At 68.8% G+C, this 16,271-nt stretch carries 14 protein-coding genes; 5 read left to right on the top strand and 9 right to left on the bottom strand.

What is annotated here, in order from left to right; translation table 11 throughout:
- Positions 1 to 101: 101 nt before the first annotated feature.
- The 3 genes from ypfJ to CGZ91_RS10980 form a co-directional block, all read right to left on the bottom strand.
- On the bottom strand, positions 102 to 965 hold the full coding sequence (gene ypfJ / locus CGZ91_RS10990; RefSeq protein ID WP_094455131.1) for a KPN_02809 family neutral zinc metallopeptidase: 864 nt from the start codon (positions 963 to 965) through the stop codon (positions 102 to 104).
- A gap of 241 nt (positions 966 to 1,206) precedes the next feature.
- Positions 1,207 to 2,031: a phosphoenolpyruvate hydrolase family protein gene (locus CGZ91_RS10985; RefSeq protein WP_094455129.1), complete on the bottom strand. Its 825-nt coding sequence runs from the start codon at positions 2,029 to 2,031 to the stop codon at positions 1,207 to 1,209.
- Positions 2,028 to 3,263, bottom strand: coding sequence for a Tm-1-like ATP-binding domain-containing protein (locus CGZ91_RS10980; protein ID WP_094455127.1), 1,236 nt, complete (start codon positions 3,261 to 3,263; stop codon positions 2,028 to 2,030). The genes CGZ91_RS10985 and CGZ91_RS10980 overlap by 4 nt, the downstream gene beginning before the upstream one ends.
- Positions 3,264 to 3,400: 137 nt before the next feature.
- Here CGZ91_RS10980 and CGZ91_RS10975 point away from each other — a divergent pair, with 137 nt between their 5' ends.
- The gene (locus CGZ91_RS10975) at positions 3,401 to 4,399 is read left to right on the top strand and encodes a hypothetical protein (protein WP_094455125.1); all 999 of its coding nucleotides are present in this window, start codon (positions 3,401 to 3,403) and stop codon (positions 4,397 to 4,399) included.
- A gap of 79 nt (positions 4,400 to 4,478) precedes the next feature.
- Here CGZ91_RS10975 and CGZ91_RS14350 read toward each other — a convergent pair whose 3' ends face one another.
- From CGZ91_RS14350 to CGZ91_RS10965, 3 genes are all read right to left on the bottom strand, one after another.
- Positions 4,479 to 4,643, bottom strand: a complete 165-nt coding sequence (locus CGZ91_RS14350) for a hypothetical protein (protein ID WP_179228892.1) — start codon at positions 4,641 to 4,643, stop codon at positions 4,479 to 4,481.
- A complete protein-coding gene (locus CGZ91_RS10970) occupies positions 4,640 to 5,053 on the bottom strand; it encodes a hypothetical protein (RefSeq protein ID WP_094455123.1) in 414 nt (137 codons plus the stop codon). The genes CGZ91_RS14350 and CGZ91_RS10970 overlap by 4 nt, the downstream gene beginning before the upstream one ends.
- Positions 5,054 to 5,133: 80 nt before the next feature.
- Complete coding sequence (locus CGZ91_RS10965) at positions 5,134 to 5,643, bottom strand: hypothetical protein (RefSeq protein ID WP_094449405.1); 510 nt, start codon at positions 5,641 to 5,643, stop codon at positions 5,134 to 5,136.
- Between the two features lie 226 nt (positions 5,644 to 5,869).
- Here CGZ91_RS10965 and CGZ91_RS10960 point away from each other — a divergent pair, with 226 nt between their 5' ends.
- The 3 genes from CGZ91_RS10960 to CGZ91_RS10950 all read left to right on the top strand — a co-directional run bounded on the left by CGZ91_RS10960 (position 5,870) and on the right by CGZ91_RS10950 (position 10,638).
- Positions 5,870 to 7,771 (top strand): ABC transporter ATP-binding protein, encoded by a 1,902-nt coding sequence (locus CGZ91_RS10960; protein WP_094455121.1) that lies wholly within the window; start codon positions 5,870 to 5,872, stop codon positions 7,769 to 7,771.
- Positions 7,768 to 9,711, top strand: a complete 1,944-nt coding sequence (locus tag CGZ91_RS10955) for an ABC transporter ATP-binding protein (RefSeq protein ID WP_094455119.1) — start codon at positions 7,768 to 7,770, stop codon at positions 9,709 to 9,711. The genes CGZ91_RS10960 and CGZ91_RS10955 overlap by 4 nt, the downstream gene beginning before the upstream one ends.
- 150 nt (positions 9,712 to 9,861) lie before the next feature.
- On the top strand, positions 9,862 to 10,638 hold the full coding sequence (locus CGZ91_RS10950) for an SDR family NAD(P)-dependent oxidoreductase (RefSeq protein ID WP_094455117.1): 777 nt from the start codon (positions 9,862 to 9,864) through the stop codon (positions 10,636 to 10,638).
- A gap of 164 nt (positions 10,639 to 10,802) precedes the next feature.
- Here CGZ91_RS10950 and CGZ91_RS10945 read toward each other — a convergent pair whose 3' ends face one another.
- Both CGZ91_RS10945 and CGZ91_RS10940 read right to left on the bottom strand, forming a co-directional pair.
- Positions 10,803 to 12,155 (bottom strand): glucose-6-phosphate dehydrogenase, encoded by a 1,353-nt coding sequence (locus tag CGZ91_RS10945; RefSeq protein WP_094455115.1) that lies wholly within the window; start codon positions 12,153 to 12,155, stop codon positions 10,803 to 10,805.
- Between the two features lie 3 nt (positions 12,156 to 12,158).
- Entirely contained in the window at positions 12,159 to 12,572 is a 414-nt protein-coding gene (locus CGZ91_RS10940; protein WP_094455113.1) for a hypothetical protein, read from the bottom strand.
- Positions 12,573 to 12,861: 289 nt separating this feature from the next.
- Here CGZ91_RS10940 and CGZ91_RS10935 point away from each other — a divergent pair, with 289 nt between their 5' ends.
- Positions 12,862 to 13,692, top strand: coding sequence for a peptidoglycan-binding domain-containing protein (locus tag CGZ91_RS10935; protein ID WP_094455111.1), 831 nt, complete (start codon positions 12,862 to 12,864; stop codon positions 13,690 to 13,692).
- 296 nt (positions 13,693 to 13,988) lie between these two features.
- Here the strand turns inward: CGZ91_RS10935 and CGZ91_RS10930 are convergent, their stop codons facing one another.
- Positions 13,989 to 16,247, bottom strand: coding sequence for an FAD-dependent oxidoreductase (locus tag CGZ91_RS10930; RefSeq protein WP_094455414.1), 2,259 nt, complete (start codon positions 16,245 to 16,247; stop codon positions 13,989 to 13,991).
- Positions 16,248 to 16,271 lie beyond the last annotated feature (24 nt).

Here is a 16,271-nt window from a genome sequence, read left to right as displayed (position 1 = left end):
CACCGACGCCGCAGAAAACGCCGCCCCAGCGGCGGTTGGTCGCGCTGATGAGGTCGACCAACTGCCGCTGGGGCACGCTTTTCTGTCGAGACTGCCCGGAATCAGCCCAAGTCGTCGGTGCCGAAGGTGTCGCACTGGTTCGGATCGCCGGTCTGATAGCCGACCTGCAGCCAGTGCCGCCGCTGCTCCGAGGAACCATGAGTCCAGCCATCAGGGTTGACGTCGCCGCCGGACTGCCGCTGGATGTGGTCGTCACCGACCGCGCGAGCCGCATCGGCGGCCTCCAGCAGGTCCTGCTCACCGATGTCGCCGATCGGGCTGTCGGGCAGGTTCTTCTCGTTGGCAAACCACACCCCGGCATAGCAATCAGCCTGGAGCTCCAGGCGTACGCCGGCGGACTTCGGCCCGGTTGAGCGGTCCCGCTGCGCCTGCTCCATGGTGCCGGTGAGGTTCTGTACGTGGTGGCCGAACTCGTGGGCCAGCACGTACGCCTCCGCGGCATCGCCGCCCTGCGCCCCCAGCTGACCCAGCAGCTGGTCGAGGAACTCGATGTCCAGATAAACACCCATGTCACCGGGGCAATAGAACGGCCCGACTTGCGCGGTCGCCCGTCCGCAGGCGGTCGAGACCTCCCCGGTGAAGGGGTGGATCTGCGTCACCTGATAGCCCTTCATGGCGCCTTGCCAATAGGCCTGGATGGAGTTCGTGTACGCCACGTAACGACAGTTGCGATCGTTCTCGATGTCCTCGACGGTCTGGCAGTGCTGCAGGCTCGGCTCGGCGGGCCCGGGCTCCTCCGCCCCACCACCGGCCAGAATCGCCGACGGATCGAGCCCGAACACCAAGGCCAAGATCACGACGACGATGGCACCGCCACCACCGACCGCGATCCCGCCGGCGCGCCTGCCGCCCCCGCCGCTGCCGACCTGGGACGGGTCAAGCTTGGCGCCATCCTGATATTGCATGTCGTCTCCTCGATACCGGTGGGCAGCCACGGCACCGCCCACCGCAGATTATTCCGTGCCGCCTGCTGGCGCTCGCAGGTGACTACCTGTTGGGTCGCGCCGCCGACAGCATCATGGTGGTCATCGACCGGGAGACCCCACAGGTCCTCCACATCAGTGAGGGCCGCAGCCTGGTCGGCTACTCGTTCGCAGAGCGGCGGTGGGTCACCACTGGACCAGCGCCCTGACGGCCCGGAAGGGCTCAGTTGAAGGTGATCGCCTTGAACTTCTCTGTCTGTTCCCGGATCCCGGTCTCGGTCGGGAAGCGTTCGACCGAGCTGGCGCCGTAGAAGCCGACGATGCCGTCGGTGTTGTCGAGCACGTACTGGGCGTCCTCCGGGTTGGCGATCGGGCCGCCGTGGCACAGGCACAGGATGTCGGGATTGACCGTACGCGCCGCGTCGGCCAGCTCCTGCACCTTCGCCACTGCCTCGTCCAGGGTCAGCGCGGTCTGGGCACCGATCGAGCCCGAGGTCGTCAGTCCCATGTGCGGCACCAGGATGTCGGCGCCGGCCTTGGCCATGTCCTTGGCCTGCTCTGCGTCGAACACATAGGGCGAGGTGATCAGGTCCAGCTCGTGCGCCTCTCGCACCATGTCGACTTCGAGCCCGTAGCTCATCCCGGTCTCCTCCAGGTTGGCCCGGAAGACTCCGTCGATCAGCCCAACGGTCGGGAAGTTCTGGATGCCGGCGAAGCCGATGTCCTTGATCTGGCGCAGGAAGTGGGGCATCACCCGGAACGGGTCGGTGCCGTTCACACCGGCCAGCACTGGCGTACGCTTCACCACCGGCAACACCTCGTTGGCCATCTCCATCACGATCGCGTTCGCGTCCCCGTAGGCCAGCAGCCCCGACAGCGAGCCGCGTCCGGCCATCCGGAAGCGGCCCGAGTTGTAGATGATGATGAGGTCGATGCCGCCGGCCTCGGCCGACTTCGCCGAGATGCCGGTGCCAGCGCCGCCTCCCACGATCGGCTTGCCCTCGGCGACCTGACGGCGGAATCCTTCGAGGATGTCGGTGCGGTTCATGCCTGTCGTTCCTGATTCTTGAGCTGGAGCTGCTGGTGCAGGGCCTCGGCCAAGGTCTTGCCGAAGCCGGCATCGTTGATGTGGCTGTCGAGCTCGTGGATCTCGACCGGGCTGTCGGCCAGGCCCTCGCGTACGGCGGCGAACAGCGCCTGATCGGCCTCCCGGTCCTCGAAGGGACCCTCGGCGATGTCGATCCCGGACACCCCCCGCAACGGGATGAAGAGCTGCGTCGGGGCTGTGGCCGCGGCGAGCTTGGCGGCGATCCGCCGGCCCAGCTCGGCGTTCTCCTCGACGGTGGTGCGCATCAGGGTCACGGTCGGGTTGTGGACCACGAAGGTGCGCTGATCGAACTTCTCGGGCACCGACTCGCGCGGCCCGAAGTTGACCATGTCGAGGGCGCCGAGGCTGACCACCTGGGGGACACCAGCAGCGCCGGCCGCTTCGAGCCGATCCGGTCCAGCGCTCAGGACACCGCCCACCAGATCGTCGGCGAGCTCGGTGGTGGTGAGGTCGACGACGCCCGCGACCAGACCGTCGGCGACCAGCCGCTCCATCGCGCGGCCGCCGGCGCCGGTAGCGTGGAAGACCAGCACCTCATAGCCAAGCTCCTCCAAGGTATGTCGCGCCTCATCGGCGGCCGGGGTCGTCAACCCGAACATGCTGACCGCCACCACCGGCCGGAATTCCTGCTCTTGGTGGGGCTCGGCGTACGCCTGTGCCATCCCGGCGATCCCGGCCGCGGCATTGCCGAGCACCTTCGCTGAGACCGAGTTGATGCCGGCGATGTCGACCACCGAATACATCAAGGTGGCGTCGACCTCGCCGACGTAGGGCGCGACGTCTCCCGAGGCCATCGTGGAGACCAGCAGCTTCGGGAAGCCGACCGGCAGCGCCTGCATCGCGGGGGCGGCGGCCGAGGAACCGCTCGACCCACCGAAGGCCAAGAGCCCGTGGACCCGGCCCTCCTCGGCCAGCTGGCGCACGATCTCGGCGGCACCGCGCCCCATCACGTCCATCATTTCGCCGCGGTCGCGGCGTTCCCGCAACGCCGCGGCATCCTCACCGGCGGCATCGATGACCGCCTCGGCGGTGACGTCCACGTCAGTCCGGTCCGAAAAGGACCCCACGTCGATGGTGAGGGTGTCGACGCCGTGCTCCTGCAGTCGGGCGACCAGCCACGCACCCTCCTCACCCTTGGTGTCGAGCGTCCCCAGGACGGCCACGGTTGCCATGCTCTGCTCCCCTCTCCTCGCCCCCGGCGCATCCACCGGACCTGTCTCGGATGCTACTCGCGGCCACCAGTGCAGATCGCCCCACCCGGCCACGACCAGACCAACCGATGGAACAGTGACCGGCTAAGCTCCCCCGCATGTCGACGATGCAGGATTCCTTGCCGAAGCACCCCCACATCACGATCCCTGACGAGCTGGAGCAGGCCTGGCTCTGGATGGAGAACGCCGGCAACGGCGACACCACCGACCACGGCTACTACCTGACCCCGGTCACCAGTGAGTTCCAGGTCAGCATCGTCTTCACCCCCAACGCCACCCTGGAGGGCTGGTTCGAACCGGACTCGCCGGCCGCCGCCCGGCTGCTACCGATCGCCGAGTTGGACGGCAGCGGCAGCATCGGCGCCCTGTGGCTCGACGACGAGGATCAACTCAAGGTGGTCGGCCTCAGCAGCGAGGGCAGCGCCTTCCTGCTGGCCGACAACGTCCTGGACTTCCTCACCCTGGTCGCGATCGGCTACGACGAACTCAACGAGATCTCCTTGGCGTTGCCGCCAGAATCCACCGAATCCGTCGAGCTGGCTGAGCCCTTCCGGACCTGGCTGGCCGACACCTTCTCCGTCGATGTCCCCGAGGAGTGGCACAGCGTCGGCGACGACGACTTCACCGCCTGGGTGAACGCCCAGCTCGGCCAGGAGACGGTCGTCCCCAGCGTTGATGCCGATGCCGAGCCCGGTACGCCAGTGGCCGGTTCGGTGGCCCAACTGCTGGACCTCCTCGGGCGGCCGGTCGACGACCCGGCCATCGCCGAGACGCTGGCCCAGTTCGGTGTCGACCTGGCCGGCAAGCCGGTCACCCGGGCCGGAGGAAAGCTGCGCAAGGCCGGCCTCGAGGTGGAGGCCGAGCAGAAGGTCCTCACCACGATCTGGATCACCGCGGCCGCTGCCACCCCGCCGGCGCCGCTGCTCGAACCGGCCGCCCCGACGCTGGAGGACGCGCTCGCCTCCCTCGGCGAACCGGAATGGCGCGGCGATGGCGCCGCCAACTGGATCACCGGCGGCAAGGCCCTCCACCTGACGTACGACGACTCCGGCCTGAAGCTGGTCACGCTGATGCTGGACTGGCCCGGCAAGGACTGACGCCGGCCGTCGGTCCTGTCGGACGAGCACACCCGCCTGGTCCGACCGTCGAGTCACCCCGTTTCGCTGACGGGTCGGCTCAGATCAGCAGCGGGACGCAGACGGCCAGAAAGACCACGACGACGGCCATCCCGATCCCGAGGGTGATGAGGGCGTTGACCGACAGGCCAGCCTCGTCCTCCTCGTCGATCTCGTCATCAACCAGGTCGTCCTCGACCAAGTCCGGCTCGTCGTGAGTGCTCATGCCGCCACCCTCGCGATGTCGGCGACCAGGCCGACGGCCAAGATCACGAAGATCACGGCCATGAAAGCGGTGTAACCCCACCGGCCCTTGTGGTCGGACTGCCAAAACCGGCGTACGCCCGCGATTCCCGACACCACCGCCACGGCACACAGCAGGATCCCGACCGGCGCCGCGACCGCATTGCTGAGATTCAGCACCGGCACCAGGACCGGGATCAACAGATAGGTGATCAGGCAACGGATGCCCGACACGATCAACGACGTGCGGTACGCCCGGTGCGCGCCGTCGGCAGCGCGCCGATTCTTGCCCTGCACCCGCAACAGCCGGCGCATGAAACGGTCGGCGGCGGAGTCGGAACGGTACGCCGGCGGCGCGACAACCGGCGCCGCCTCCTGCTGGGTGACCGACATGGTCCCCTCCTACCGATCCGATCCAGTACCTCAGTGGTCCAGCGCGACTCTACCAAGCCGGTCTCACTGACCGGTCCGTCTCATTCGTAGCTGGCCTTCCACTCCTCATAGGCGGCCTGCTGCTGGTCCCATTCGTCCTCTCCGACCACCTGCCGCAGCGCCGCCCGGGTCTCCTCGTTCCCGTACGCCCGGAAGTCCAGCTCGTGCCCGTCGGCGACCAGCTTCACCAGAATCTGGGATCCGCCGGCGGCGTTCTCGTCCTCGGCACTCAGCTTGTTTGCCACCACGACCCGGCACAGCTCGGCCACGTCCCGCGGCGAGACCTGCCGATCGCTGCTCCACGTGGGCGCCCCATCGACATAGCCGGGCTCCATGACGACCTTGGCCCGGGCGCCCTCCAAGGTCACCGTCCGGGTCCAGTTGTGCGGCGGCGGCACCGACCCGGTGTAGAGCTCGAGGCTTCCCGAGATGTCCTCGGTGTTGCACCAGTCAGCCGACGGATTGCTCGCGCTGGGGATCAGACCACAGCCCGTCAGCGCCAGCACGGCCACCACCGACCCCACTGCGACCAGTGTGCGCACCGGCTTCATGATCGTTCCCTTTCGTCTGCCCACTCGTCTGACCACTCCATGGTCGGCCATGCCAGGGCCAGCGCCCCTGAAGCGTCCGCGCCAGCGGGGCGCCATGCTCATAGTGTCCTCCACGAGCCCCAGAACCGGACGTTTCAGGGCGTACGCAGACGCCGCCACCGGCGCCGCGGGGGCCTCGGCAAACAAGTGGCCGACCCGCACCGCCCGGCGTAATGTTCTTCGGGCTATGAAGACTTTTCCCCCGCGCGTGCACGCGTACGGCATCCCGGCGACTGCGGAGGGCCCCTATCCGGTGGAGCTGCCCAGCACCGGCGAGACTCCTGACACCCGCAGCCCGGCCCGCTTCGTGCTGTGGCTGATCCTGCAGGCCAAGAGCCTGTTCGTGGTCTGCATCGTGCTGGCGGCGCTGTGGATGGTGCCGACCGCGATCATGCCTTGGTTGCTGGGCCGCACCATCGACACGGGCATCGCCACCGGCGACCTGCAGACCACGCTGGTCTGGTCCGGCATCTATCTGCTGGCCGTCCTGGTCAGCATCATCGGCGGCATCGCGCTGCACGGAGCCGCGGTCGCGCAGTGGCTCAACGTGATGTTCCGATCGATGATGCTGGTCAACCGCAAGTCGGCCGAACTGGGCCACAACCTGCCTCGCCGCGCCCCCACCGGCGAGGTGCTGTCGGTCGCGATGGGCGACTCCGACATCTTCGGATCCCTCGGCGAGATCGGTTCGCGTGCCGTCACGGGCCTGGCGACGATCTTCATCGTCGCCGCCATCATGCTGCAGGAGTCGCTCCAGCTCGGCCTGATCGTGCTGGTGCTGGCTCCGGTGATGGTGATCATCTCCCGGCCCTTGCTGAAGCCGCTCAGCGAGGCCCGGATGCGGCAGCGGACCCGATCCGGTGTCCTGACCGGCATGGCCACCGACATTGTCGCCGGGCTGCGGATCCTGCGTGGCGTGGGCGGCGAGCGTACCTTCGGCGACAACTACGTACGCCAGTCCCAGTCGGTCCGCCACGCCGCCAACACCGCCGCACCCTGGCAGTCCGGCGTCGACGCGCTCGCGACGCTGATGAGCGGTGCCCTGATGGTCACCGTGGTCTGGCTGGGCACCCAGCAGGTGCTCGACGGCGCCCTCACGCCGGGCCAGCTGGTCGCGTTCTTCGGGTACGCCGTCTATCTCACCAGCCCGATCCAGACCCTGTTCATGTTCATCAACCGGTGGAACCAGGCGCTGGTCTCCGCAGAGAAGGCGCTCGGTGTGCTGCGTCAGTCGCCGCCGTGGACCGAGCCGACCGACCCGCAACCGTTGCCGCTCGGCGCGACCATCGTCGACGAGCACTCCGGGCTGCGGATCGAACCGCACCAGCTCACCGTGCTGGTCTCGGCGGTGCCCGACGAGACCGTCGCGCTGGCGGACCGGCTGGGCCGCTACCTGCCCGATGACGACGACCCGGTGCCGCTGGGGGCCGAGGGCGACCTCAAGGGCCGTGCCGCCAAGAAGGAACGGCGTCGGCTCGCCGAACAGCGCGCGGCCCAGGCGGCCCGCGACGCCGAACGTGCCGGTGGCCGCTGGGGCGTCACCGTCGGCGGGGTGGACCTGTCCGAGGTACGCCTGGCGGAGACCCGTCGCACCATCGTGGTGTCCGACGCGTCCGCCGCCGTCTTCGCCGGCACCCTGCAGGGGCTGGTCGACCCCCACCGCAAGGCCAACCGCGAGGAGGCCGAACGGGCGCTCTACGTCGCCAGCGCCGAGGACGTCTGGGATGCCATCCCGGGCGGCTGGTCCGGCACCATCGACGAACGCGGCCGCGGCCTGTCCGGCGGTCAGCGGCAGCGGCTGGTGCTGGCGCGCGCCCTGGTCCTGGACCCCGACGTACTGGTCCTGGTGGAGCCGACCTCGGCGGTCGACGCCCACACCGAGGCCCGGATTGCCGAGCGGCTCACCGAGGCCCGCCGCGGGCGTACGACCGTGATCACGACGGTGTCGCCGCTGTGGCTGCACCACGCCGACCAGGTGGTGTTGGTGGTCGACGGCCGGGCCGTCGCCACCGGCAGCCACGAGGACCTGCTCCACAACGACGACTACCGGGCCATCGTCGCCCGCGGCATGGATGAGGAGGCATCGTGACCGACACACTCACCGAGCCGCGCTTCGAGGGATCCGCCGAGTCCTGGCGTACGCCCGACAACTCCCGTCCCGACCTGCCCGGCGAGCTCTTCGCGGACCGGTCGACCAGCTGGGGCGACCGCGCCAAGGCACTGCTGCACCGCTACACGCTGCGCCGGGAACGCGCCGAGGAATGGTACGCCCGGACCCGCTCTGACCAGGCCGGACTGCCGGTGGCCGGCAACAAGGAGGTCGGCCGCTTCCTGCGACAGCTGATCAGCACCAAGCCGTGGATCGTGGTGCTGGTCGTCATCGCCAACGTGGCCGCCGCCGTCTCCGCGGTGCTGTTGCCGGCACTGCTCGGCGGCATCGTGGACCGGGTCCAGGCGGGCGATCCGACCCTGGTGGATGCGTTGACCGGGCTCGCCGCGATCGCGATTGGGATCGTGCTGTTGCAGGTGTTGCTGCAGTTCCTGGCGAAGACCGTGACGACCCTGTTCGGCAACGACCTGCTGGCCCGGGCTCGGGAGTCGGTGGTCCGTTCGGTGCTGCGACTGCCGCTGTCGCGCGTGGAGTCGACCAGTTCGGGCGACCTGGTCACCCGCGTCACCCGCGATGTCGCGGTGATGGGGGAAACCGCTGCCTGGGCGTTGCCGATGGGCGTCGTCTCCGGTGCCACCGTGGTCATCACGCTGATAGCGATGGTCATCACCTCGCCACTGCTGGCGTTGCCGAACCTGGTGGCGCTGGCCCTGTTTTTCTTCACCGCCCGCTGGTATCTGCCGCGTGCCCTGAAGGGGTACGTCGCCGAGGGCAACTCCTATTCGGTGGCCAACTCCGCGCTCACCGAGTCGGTGGTGGCCTCGCGCACCGTCGAGTCGCTGAGCATCGAGGGCAGCCGGGTCCGCCACACCGACGGCGACGTCGAGCTGGCCAGCCAGGCCGAGCGGTACACGCTGACGCTGCGCACCCTGATGTTCATCGGCGTGGACTCGGCCCTGAAGCTGCCGCTGCCGGTGCTGCTGGTGCTGGGCGGCGTCGGTTATCTGCAGGGCTGGGTGTCGCTGGGTCAGATCGCGGCCGCCGCGCTCTACTGTCAGCAGCTGATCGGCCCGTTGGACATGCTGTTGCACGCCATTGACCGGATCCAGAGCGGTGTCGCCTCGACCGGACGCCTGCTGGGCATCTCGACGGTGCCGCCGGACCGTACGCCGCAGCCGGGCCGCCCCGCCGATGCGCACCTGGTCGGCTCGGACCTGCGCTTTGCCTACCGTGAGGGTCACGACGTGCTGCACGGCGTCGACCTCGACTTGGCCGTCGGCGAGCGGCTCGCAATAGTGGGCCCCTCGGGCTCGGGCAAGTCGACCCTGGGGCGGCTGTTGGCCGGCATCAACGGCCCGCGTACCGGTGCGGTCACCGTCGGCGGCGTCAACGTGATGGGGCTGCCGTTGGATGATCTGCGCACCCAGGTCGCGCTGGTCACCCAGGAGCACCACGTCTTTGTCGGATCACTGCGCGACAACGTCATCCTGGCGCGCGAGGAGACCGCGACCGACGAGGAGGTCTGGACCGCGCTGCAGGCCGTCGAGGCCCGCGAGTGGGTGGAACGGCTGCCCGAGGGGTTGTCAACCCAGGTCGGTTCCGGCAACCTCAAGCTGACCCCGGCCCAGGCCCAGCAGGTCGCGCTGGCCCGACTCGTCATCGCCGACCCGCACACCCTTGTCCTGGATGAGGCGACCAGCCTGATTGATCCGCAGACCGCACGGCACCTGGAAGGGTCGATGGCCTCCCTGCTCACCGGGCGTACCGTCGTCGCGATTGCGCACCGCCTCCACACCGCCCACGACGCAGACCGGATCGCGGTCGTCATCGATGGCCGGATTACCGAGCTGGGCAGCCACGACGAATTGCTGGCCCTTGACGGCGAGTACGCCGCTCTGTGGCGAGCGTGGACCAGCTGAGGCAACCGCTTCTCTGCGAAAACCGCGCCCCAGCGGCTGTGACCATCACCACACCCGAGAACCATTGAGGAAACAGGGTTTTCTTTCTAGCCTCGAGGTATCAACAACTGAATCCCGCGCCTCACGTCGCGGACGAAAGGAGAGGTACTGATGTCGGAACTCGATGGCCGGACCCTGTTGGCCGGCAAGGTTGCCCTGGTCACCGGCGGCGCCTCAGGAATCGGCGAGGCAACCGTGAAGGACCTCGCTGCCCACGGCGCCAAGGTGGTTGTGGCCGACCTCAACCAGGCGGGCGCCGAACGCGTCGTCTCCGAGGTGAAGGAGGCCGGCGGCGAAGCCGTCGCCTTCAAGATGGATGCCGCCTCCCGCGAGGACAACGAGGCGGCCGTGAAGCTGGCGGTTGACACCTACGGCGCACTGCACCTGGCGGTCAACAACGCCGGCATCGGCGGCATGATCGGGTCCATCGCGGAGATGGACCTAGCCGCTTGGGACAAGGTCATCCGGCTCAATCTCGACGGCGTCGTCTATGGCATGCACTTCCAGCTCAAGCAGTTCCTCAGCCAGCCCGACGCCGCCGACTGCGCCATCGTCAATCTGGCCTCGATCCACGGCCACACCGCGGTCGACGGCAACTCGGCGTACACCGCCTCCAAGCACGCGCTGCTCGGAGTCACCAAGAACGCCGCCGCCGAGGTACGCGCCGCCGGCCCCCGCATCAACGCGGTCTCACCGGGCTACATCGACACCCCGCTGCTCGAGGGGCTGCCGAAGGAAGTGTTCGACGCTCTGGTCGCCAAGCACCCGATCGGCCGGCTGGGCCAGGCTGAGGAAGTCGCCGCGGTCGTGCGCTTCCTGCTGTCGCCGGAGGCATCCTTCGTCACCGGCACCGACCTGCTGGTCGACGGCGGCTACACCGCGGTCTGATCCAGCCCGTACGCCCTCAGCGCGGCTCCGGCGGGCGTGCCCACCGCTCCAGCCCACCGGCCGCCGGGGGCTGGAGCGGCAGGACGGCCCGGTCGGGCAGCGCAAGGGAGTTCATGCACCCAGTCTGCCGTGCGGGCAGTCCGCTCGGCCCTCAGAGTGTCGGTTCAGGACCAGTTCTGAGGTCCGGTGGTGCCGGCCGGATATTCGGCCAGCGGCGTACGTCGCTGCTCCCAGGACCGCACCACCGGCTCGATGATGCGCCAGGATTCCTCGGCCTGGTCAGCGCGCAGCGACAGCAGCGGATCACCGGCCAGGATGGCACCGACCACCCGTGCGTACGCCGGTGGCGACTCGCCCAGATCCAGCACCGCGACGCCGTCCTCGGTCGCTCCCAGCGGGTCTGTGACGCCGACCGCCATCTCGAAGGTGACGGTGTGGGGATCGAGGCAGAAGACGATCCGGTCGGGCTGCTCGCGCACGGCTACGCCACTCGCCTCGGGGGCCCGCAATGTCAGCACCACCTCGAAGACGTCGGCTGCCAGCCCCTTGCCCGACCGGAGCCGGAAGGGCACGCCACGCCACCGGTCGGTGTCGACCTCGACGTCCAATTCCGCCAAGGTTTCGGTGTTGCGGGCCGGGGCGACACCCGGTTCGGCGGCATAGTCGGGCAGCGGCCGACCGTTGATCACACCGGCGGTGTAACGGGCCCGCCGCGCGCTGCCGACCGGGTCGTCGCCGGCGATCCGGGTGGCCCGCAACGCGGCGGCGAGACCGTCGCGCAGGTCTGATTCAGTGAGGCTGGCCGGCGGTTCGGTCGCGACCATCGCCAACACCTGCAGCAGGTGGGACTGGTGCATGTCGCGCAGGGCGCCGGTCGGGTCGTAGAACTCGGCGCGACCCTCCAGCCCGAGCGTCTCGTCCCAGACGATGTCCACCCGTGCCACGTGCTCCCTGCTCCACAGCTGCGCCAACATCCGATTGCCGAGTCGCATCGCCAACAGCTGCTGCACCATCGCCTCGCCGAGGAAATGGTCGATCCGGAAGATCTTCTCCTCCGGCACCAGACCGTGGACGATCTGGTTCAGCTCCCGCGCGGAGGCGAGGTCGAAGCCGAACGGTTTCTCCATCGCCAGCTGCAGGTCCTGGGGCCGTTGGATGGTGGCCAGCGCCTCACAGCTGCGGCGAGTCACCGCCGGTGGGAGCGCGAAGTAAAGGATGCAGCGGCCGGGCGCCACGGTCTCGAACAGGGCGGTCAGGTCGGCGCCGGAGGTGACGTCGGCGGCTTGCCAGCGCGCGGCGGCGACGATGGTCTCGGTGTCCGCCTCGGCAACGCCGGCCGCGGTGCAGGCGGTGCGTACCCGCTGCCGCCAGTCCGCGTCGTCGACCGGGCGTCGATCCGAACCGATCAGGTGCAGGTCAGCGCCGCCGTGATCGCGTACGTGCGCCGCCAATCCGGGCAGCAGCAACCGGGAGGTCAGGTCCCCGGCCGCGCCGAAGATGACCAGCGTCGTCGCCACGCCTCACTCCTGGGAATCGTCGAAGACGTGGCCGGTGGCGACGTCCAGGCCGTCCACGTCGCTCACCGCGCGGATGCCGTCGTCGCTGAGGTCATCCACGTCGAGCGTGTCACCGGTCAGCTCGGCCACCTCGGCGGCGTCGTCCCCGCCGGAGGCCATCTCGTCACCGATCCGGTTGCCCTGTTCGGCCGCGGCGACCTCGTCGGGCGCGAACCGTGGATGCAGGTCGGCGCTGTCGATGCCGTCATCGTCACCCTGCCGTTCGGCCTCCAGGATGTCGTCAGCACCTTCGACGCCAGTCCCGATCGGCCCCTCGGCGCCGGGCTCCGTGCCGTCCTCGAAGGCCTCCTGCTCGCGTTCCTCGGTGGTCTGCTCGAAGCCGTCGACGATCCCGCCGTCCTCTGGTGTGGTGCTCATGGTTGCTCCTCCAGTCGCTCTCGCGCATCGGTCATCCCCGAGTCTAGGGAGCGGGTGGCACCGGCTGATCGGGTGGGGTCGCGTACGCCGGCGTGCGACCGAATGACCATCGCCGCTGGGAAGATTCCCGAAATCCTTGCGCGGTTCGGCAAGCCGTGATCGAGTGGGGGCCGTGGAGCTTCCGGAACACAGTAGTGACGGGGCCGCCACATCCGCCGGCCACCTCGACGACGGTTGACCCCGAGTCCGCGTTGCCGACGGTTCACCCACCCCAACCGAAGGATCCTTCATGTCCACTCGTCGTCTGTTTCTCCAAGGCGCGGCCATGGGCGGTATCGCCCTGGGTGCCGCCAGCGTCTTCGGCGCCGTCCCGGCCACCGCCGCGATGCCGACTGACCGCATCAACCGCAACCTGTCCGGCCTCGGCTACACCAACAACCCCAAGGGTTTCCAGGCTGACCACCGCCTCGTCCAGGACGGCAAGATCGGCCCGGTCAGCCAGTCCGTCCTCGCGGCGATGGTCGCGCTCGTCCAGATTCAGGCCGGCGCCACCATGGACAGTTCCTGGGGCGACGCGACCACCAGCGCCGTGAAGTCCTACCAGTCCCGCAACGGCCTGGTCGTCGATGGCAAGGCCGGCCCGAAGACCATGGCCAAGATGAACATCACCCGCGTCGTCGGCCTGGGCTCCTCCTCGCTGGGCGGCTCCATCCGGCGCACCGAGGTCATCCAGCGGGCCGCGTACTGGCCCAACATCGGGCTGGGCTACAGCCGCTCGAACTACTACCGCGACATCAAGGGCACCCGGACCTACCGTCAGGACTGCTCGGGCCAGGTCTCCAACGCCTTCCACGCGACCCAGTCCTACTCGACCCGAAGCCTGGACCAGATCACGTCAGTGATCTCCAAGGCCAGCCTGCGTCCGGGCGACATCCTCAACAGCTACGACTACCACACGGTGGTCTTCTGCGGTTGGGCCAACAGCGCCCGCACGGCCTACTACTCCCTCGAGGAGAGCGGCAGCAAGGGCGCCATCGGTCGCGAGGTCACCTCGTACCCGTTCTTCGGCCTCGGCAGCAACTGGAAGGCACGCCGCTACAGCAAGATCGTGATGGGCTGACCTCAGCCACCCGATCAGGTCCGTGCAGAATCGACGGGCAGATCTGCCTTTCTGCGGCTGAGCTGCAGATCGGCGATCTGCCCGTCTTTCCTGCACGCCCGGGGCGAGCTCAGTGCGTCGCACGCCGACAGCTCCCGAGTGCGTACGCCATCAGCTCGACGTCCTGGCGTCCAAGCTCCCCGCCTGACACACGCACTCGTGCCACTGGATGCCTCGAGCAACGATCAGGCATTCAGTGGCACGAGTCAGGTCCGGGCTGGACTGGGGGCTGAGCCGTGCAGGACCGACGGCTGGCGTCAGTACGCCCGCAGCGCCACCACGCGCGCCCGGTCGGTGCCGCCGGTGGCCCGGCACCGAAGCCGCAGCCGGTCGGTCGTGACCGGGGCGTCCAGGCGTACGGTCCACTTCCGGGCCCGGTTGGTCTCGGTCTCGGCGACCGTACGCCAGCCGTCCCCGTCGGCGACCTCGATCACCGCGGAGGTGACCAGCGTCGGCATCACCAGCTCCTCATTCGTGTGGTGGTGCAGGTTGATGAGGTCCACCTCGATGTCGTCGTCGAAGATCGCGACGACCTCGTCGATCTCCTGCGGGCCCTGCCAGGCCAGTTCCAGCCACGGCTGTTGATCCTGGGTCAGCGGCGCCGACACCCAGGTCTGCGGCCCGCCGTAGGGCCGGGCGTACCCGCCGACCGCCTTGTCCGGGGCGTACGCCTGCGTGGTCGAGCTGACCCTCATCGCCAGCCCGGTGTCGACCAGGACCGGCTTCCAGGGCCGGAACTGCTCGGTCCACTGCTCATCGGCGGGCATGTGGCGGTGGCGCAGCGCCACGGTGCCCGGCTGCCGGTGCCGGCCCTCGTGCAGCGTGATGTCCGGATTCGCCTTGAGGATCAGCATGGTGTTGCGGGCCGCCTCGGGCGCCCAGGCCAGCGGCAGCTGCACCCAGGTCGGCACCGTCACATGATCTGAACCGATCGAATCATCTGAACCGGACGGATCGACCGTCACCTCGGCCTCAGCGACCAACTCGTGGGGCAGATAGTTCTGCGGCTTGTCGGTGTTCCACAGTTCCGCGCGCAGCGTGGTCGCCTGCGTCGCCCGCACCGCCACCTCGATGCCGTCGATGCTCGGGTCGACGGGGATGACGATCGCCAGATCATCTGCCAGATCCACCGGCGTCCAATCCTGCGGGCTGTTGTCGAGCGCCGTCATCGTCGAGGATGCGCTCGCTGTCGCCTGCCGTGCCAGGTCGGCCGGGTCGCGATTCTCCAGTCCCAGCACCGAGGCGTCGGCGTACGCCAGGGCCGCCTGCAACTCCGGCAGTCGCTCGGCGGCCAGGACTCCACCCGGTACGCCGAGCTCCAGGCTGAGCGCGGCGCCGAGGCCGGCCGCCTCACCGGTCAGCGCACAGGTCGCCATCACCCGCACCGAACCGAAGGCGACGTGCGAGGCCGACAGTGCGCGGCCGGCAAACCACAGATTGCTGACCTGCGGACTGAACAGCGCCCGCAACGGGATGTGGTAGTTGCCCGGCGGATGCCAGTGCCGCGAACCGCGCTCGCTGGCGTACACCCCGCCCGGTGGGTGAAGATCGATGGACCAGCCGCCGTGCGCGACCCGGTCCTCAAACTCGGTCTGCTCGAGGATGTCGTGCTGGGTGAGCGTGATCTCGCCCTCGAAGCGGCGATATTCGCGCTTGCCAGGCACCGACCCGATCCATTCCAGGGTGAGGTTGTCGGCCTCGAACTCGCCGGAGTTCTTGATGTGGTCGAAGATGCCGTAACAGACCGCCTGCAGGTCGTCGCGGATCTCTTCGTTGTCGGCGACCACGTCCCGGTCGCCACCCAGCTCGATCCACCAGAAGTCACAGCCTGACATGGTCTGCTTGATGGTGCGGGTGGTCGGGATCGCGGTCTCGGAGATCTTCACCGCCCACGGCGGCGGCACAAAGGGCGAGGGTTTGCCGAGGTCCTTGGTGTAGAAGAGGATCGTGCTGCCCAAGGTGTTGTCGTCCGGCACGTCAGGCGCCCACGACTCGTCGTAGACCTCCTGCGCCTCCCTGCCGGTACGCCACGATGCTCCCGCCAGGGCCCCGACGATCCCGTCACCGGTGCAGTCGGCGTACAGCTGCGCCGTGAATTCCAGCCGGCGTTCCGAGCCGGACTGCCAGCCGCGTACGCCGGTGATCCTGCCGTCGGCGGTGTCGACCTCGGTGACCTCGGTGTTGAGGAAGAGCTCGATGTTGGGCTCGGCCTTCACCTTCTCCAGGACGACCATGTCCCAGTAGTACGGGTTGCCCTCGCGGTTTCGGTACTGGTTCTCGACCCACAGCTCGCCCATGATTCCGGTCTCACGGGCCCATTGGTGGACACCGTGGGCGGTCGCGCCGCAGACCCACACCCGCACCTCGGAGGAGGAGTTGCCGCCCAACACCGGGCGGTTCTGCACCAGGGCAACCCGATGGCCGCGTCGTGCTGCCGCGATCGCCGCACAGACGCCGGCCAAACCACCCCCGACCACGGCCAGGTCGGACTCAATGGTTTGCGTCGTGCCGAGCATCTTCACCCCTGAAACGTGCATGTC

It is taken from the genome of Parenemella sanctibonifatiensis (assembly GCF_002250565.1).
GTDB classification, from domain to species: Bacteria; Actinomycetota; Actinomycetes; order Propionibacteriales; family Propionibacteriaceae; genus Parenemella; species Parenemella sanctibonifatiensis.
This window is presented reverse-complemented; position numbering and strand designations above follow the sequence as displayed.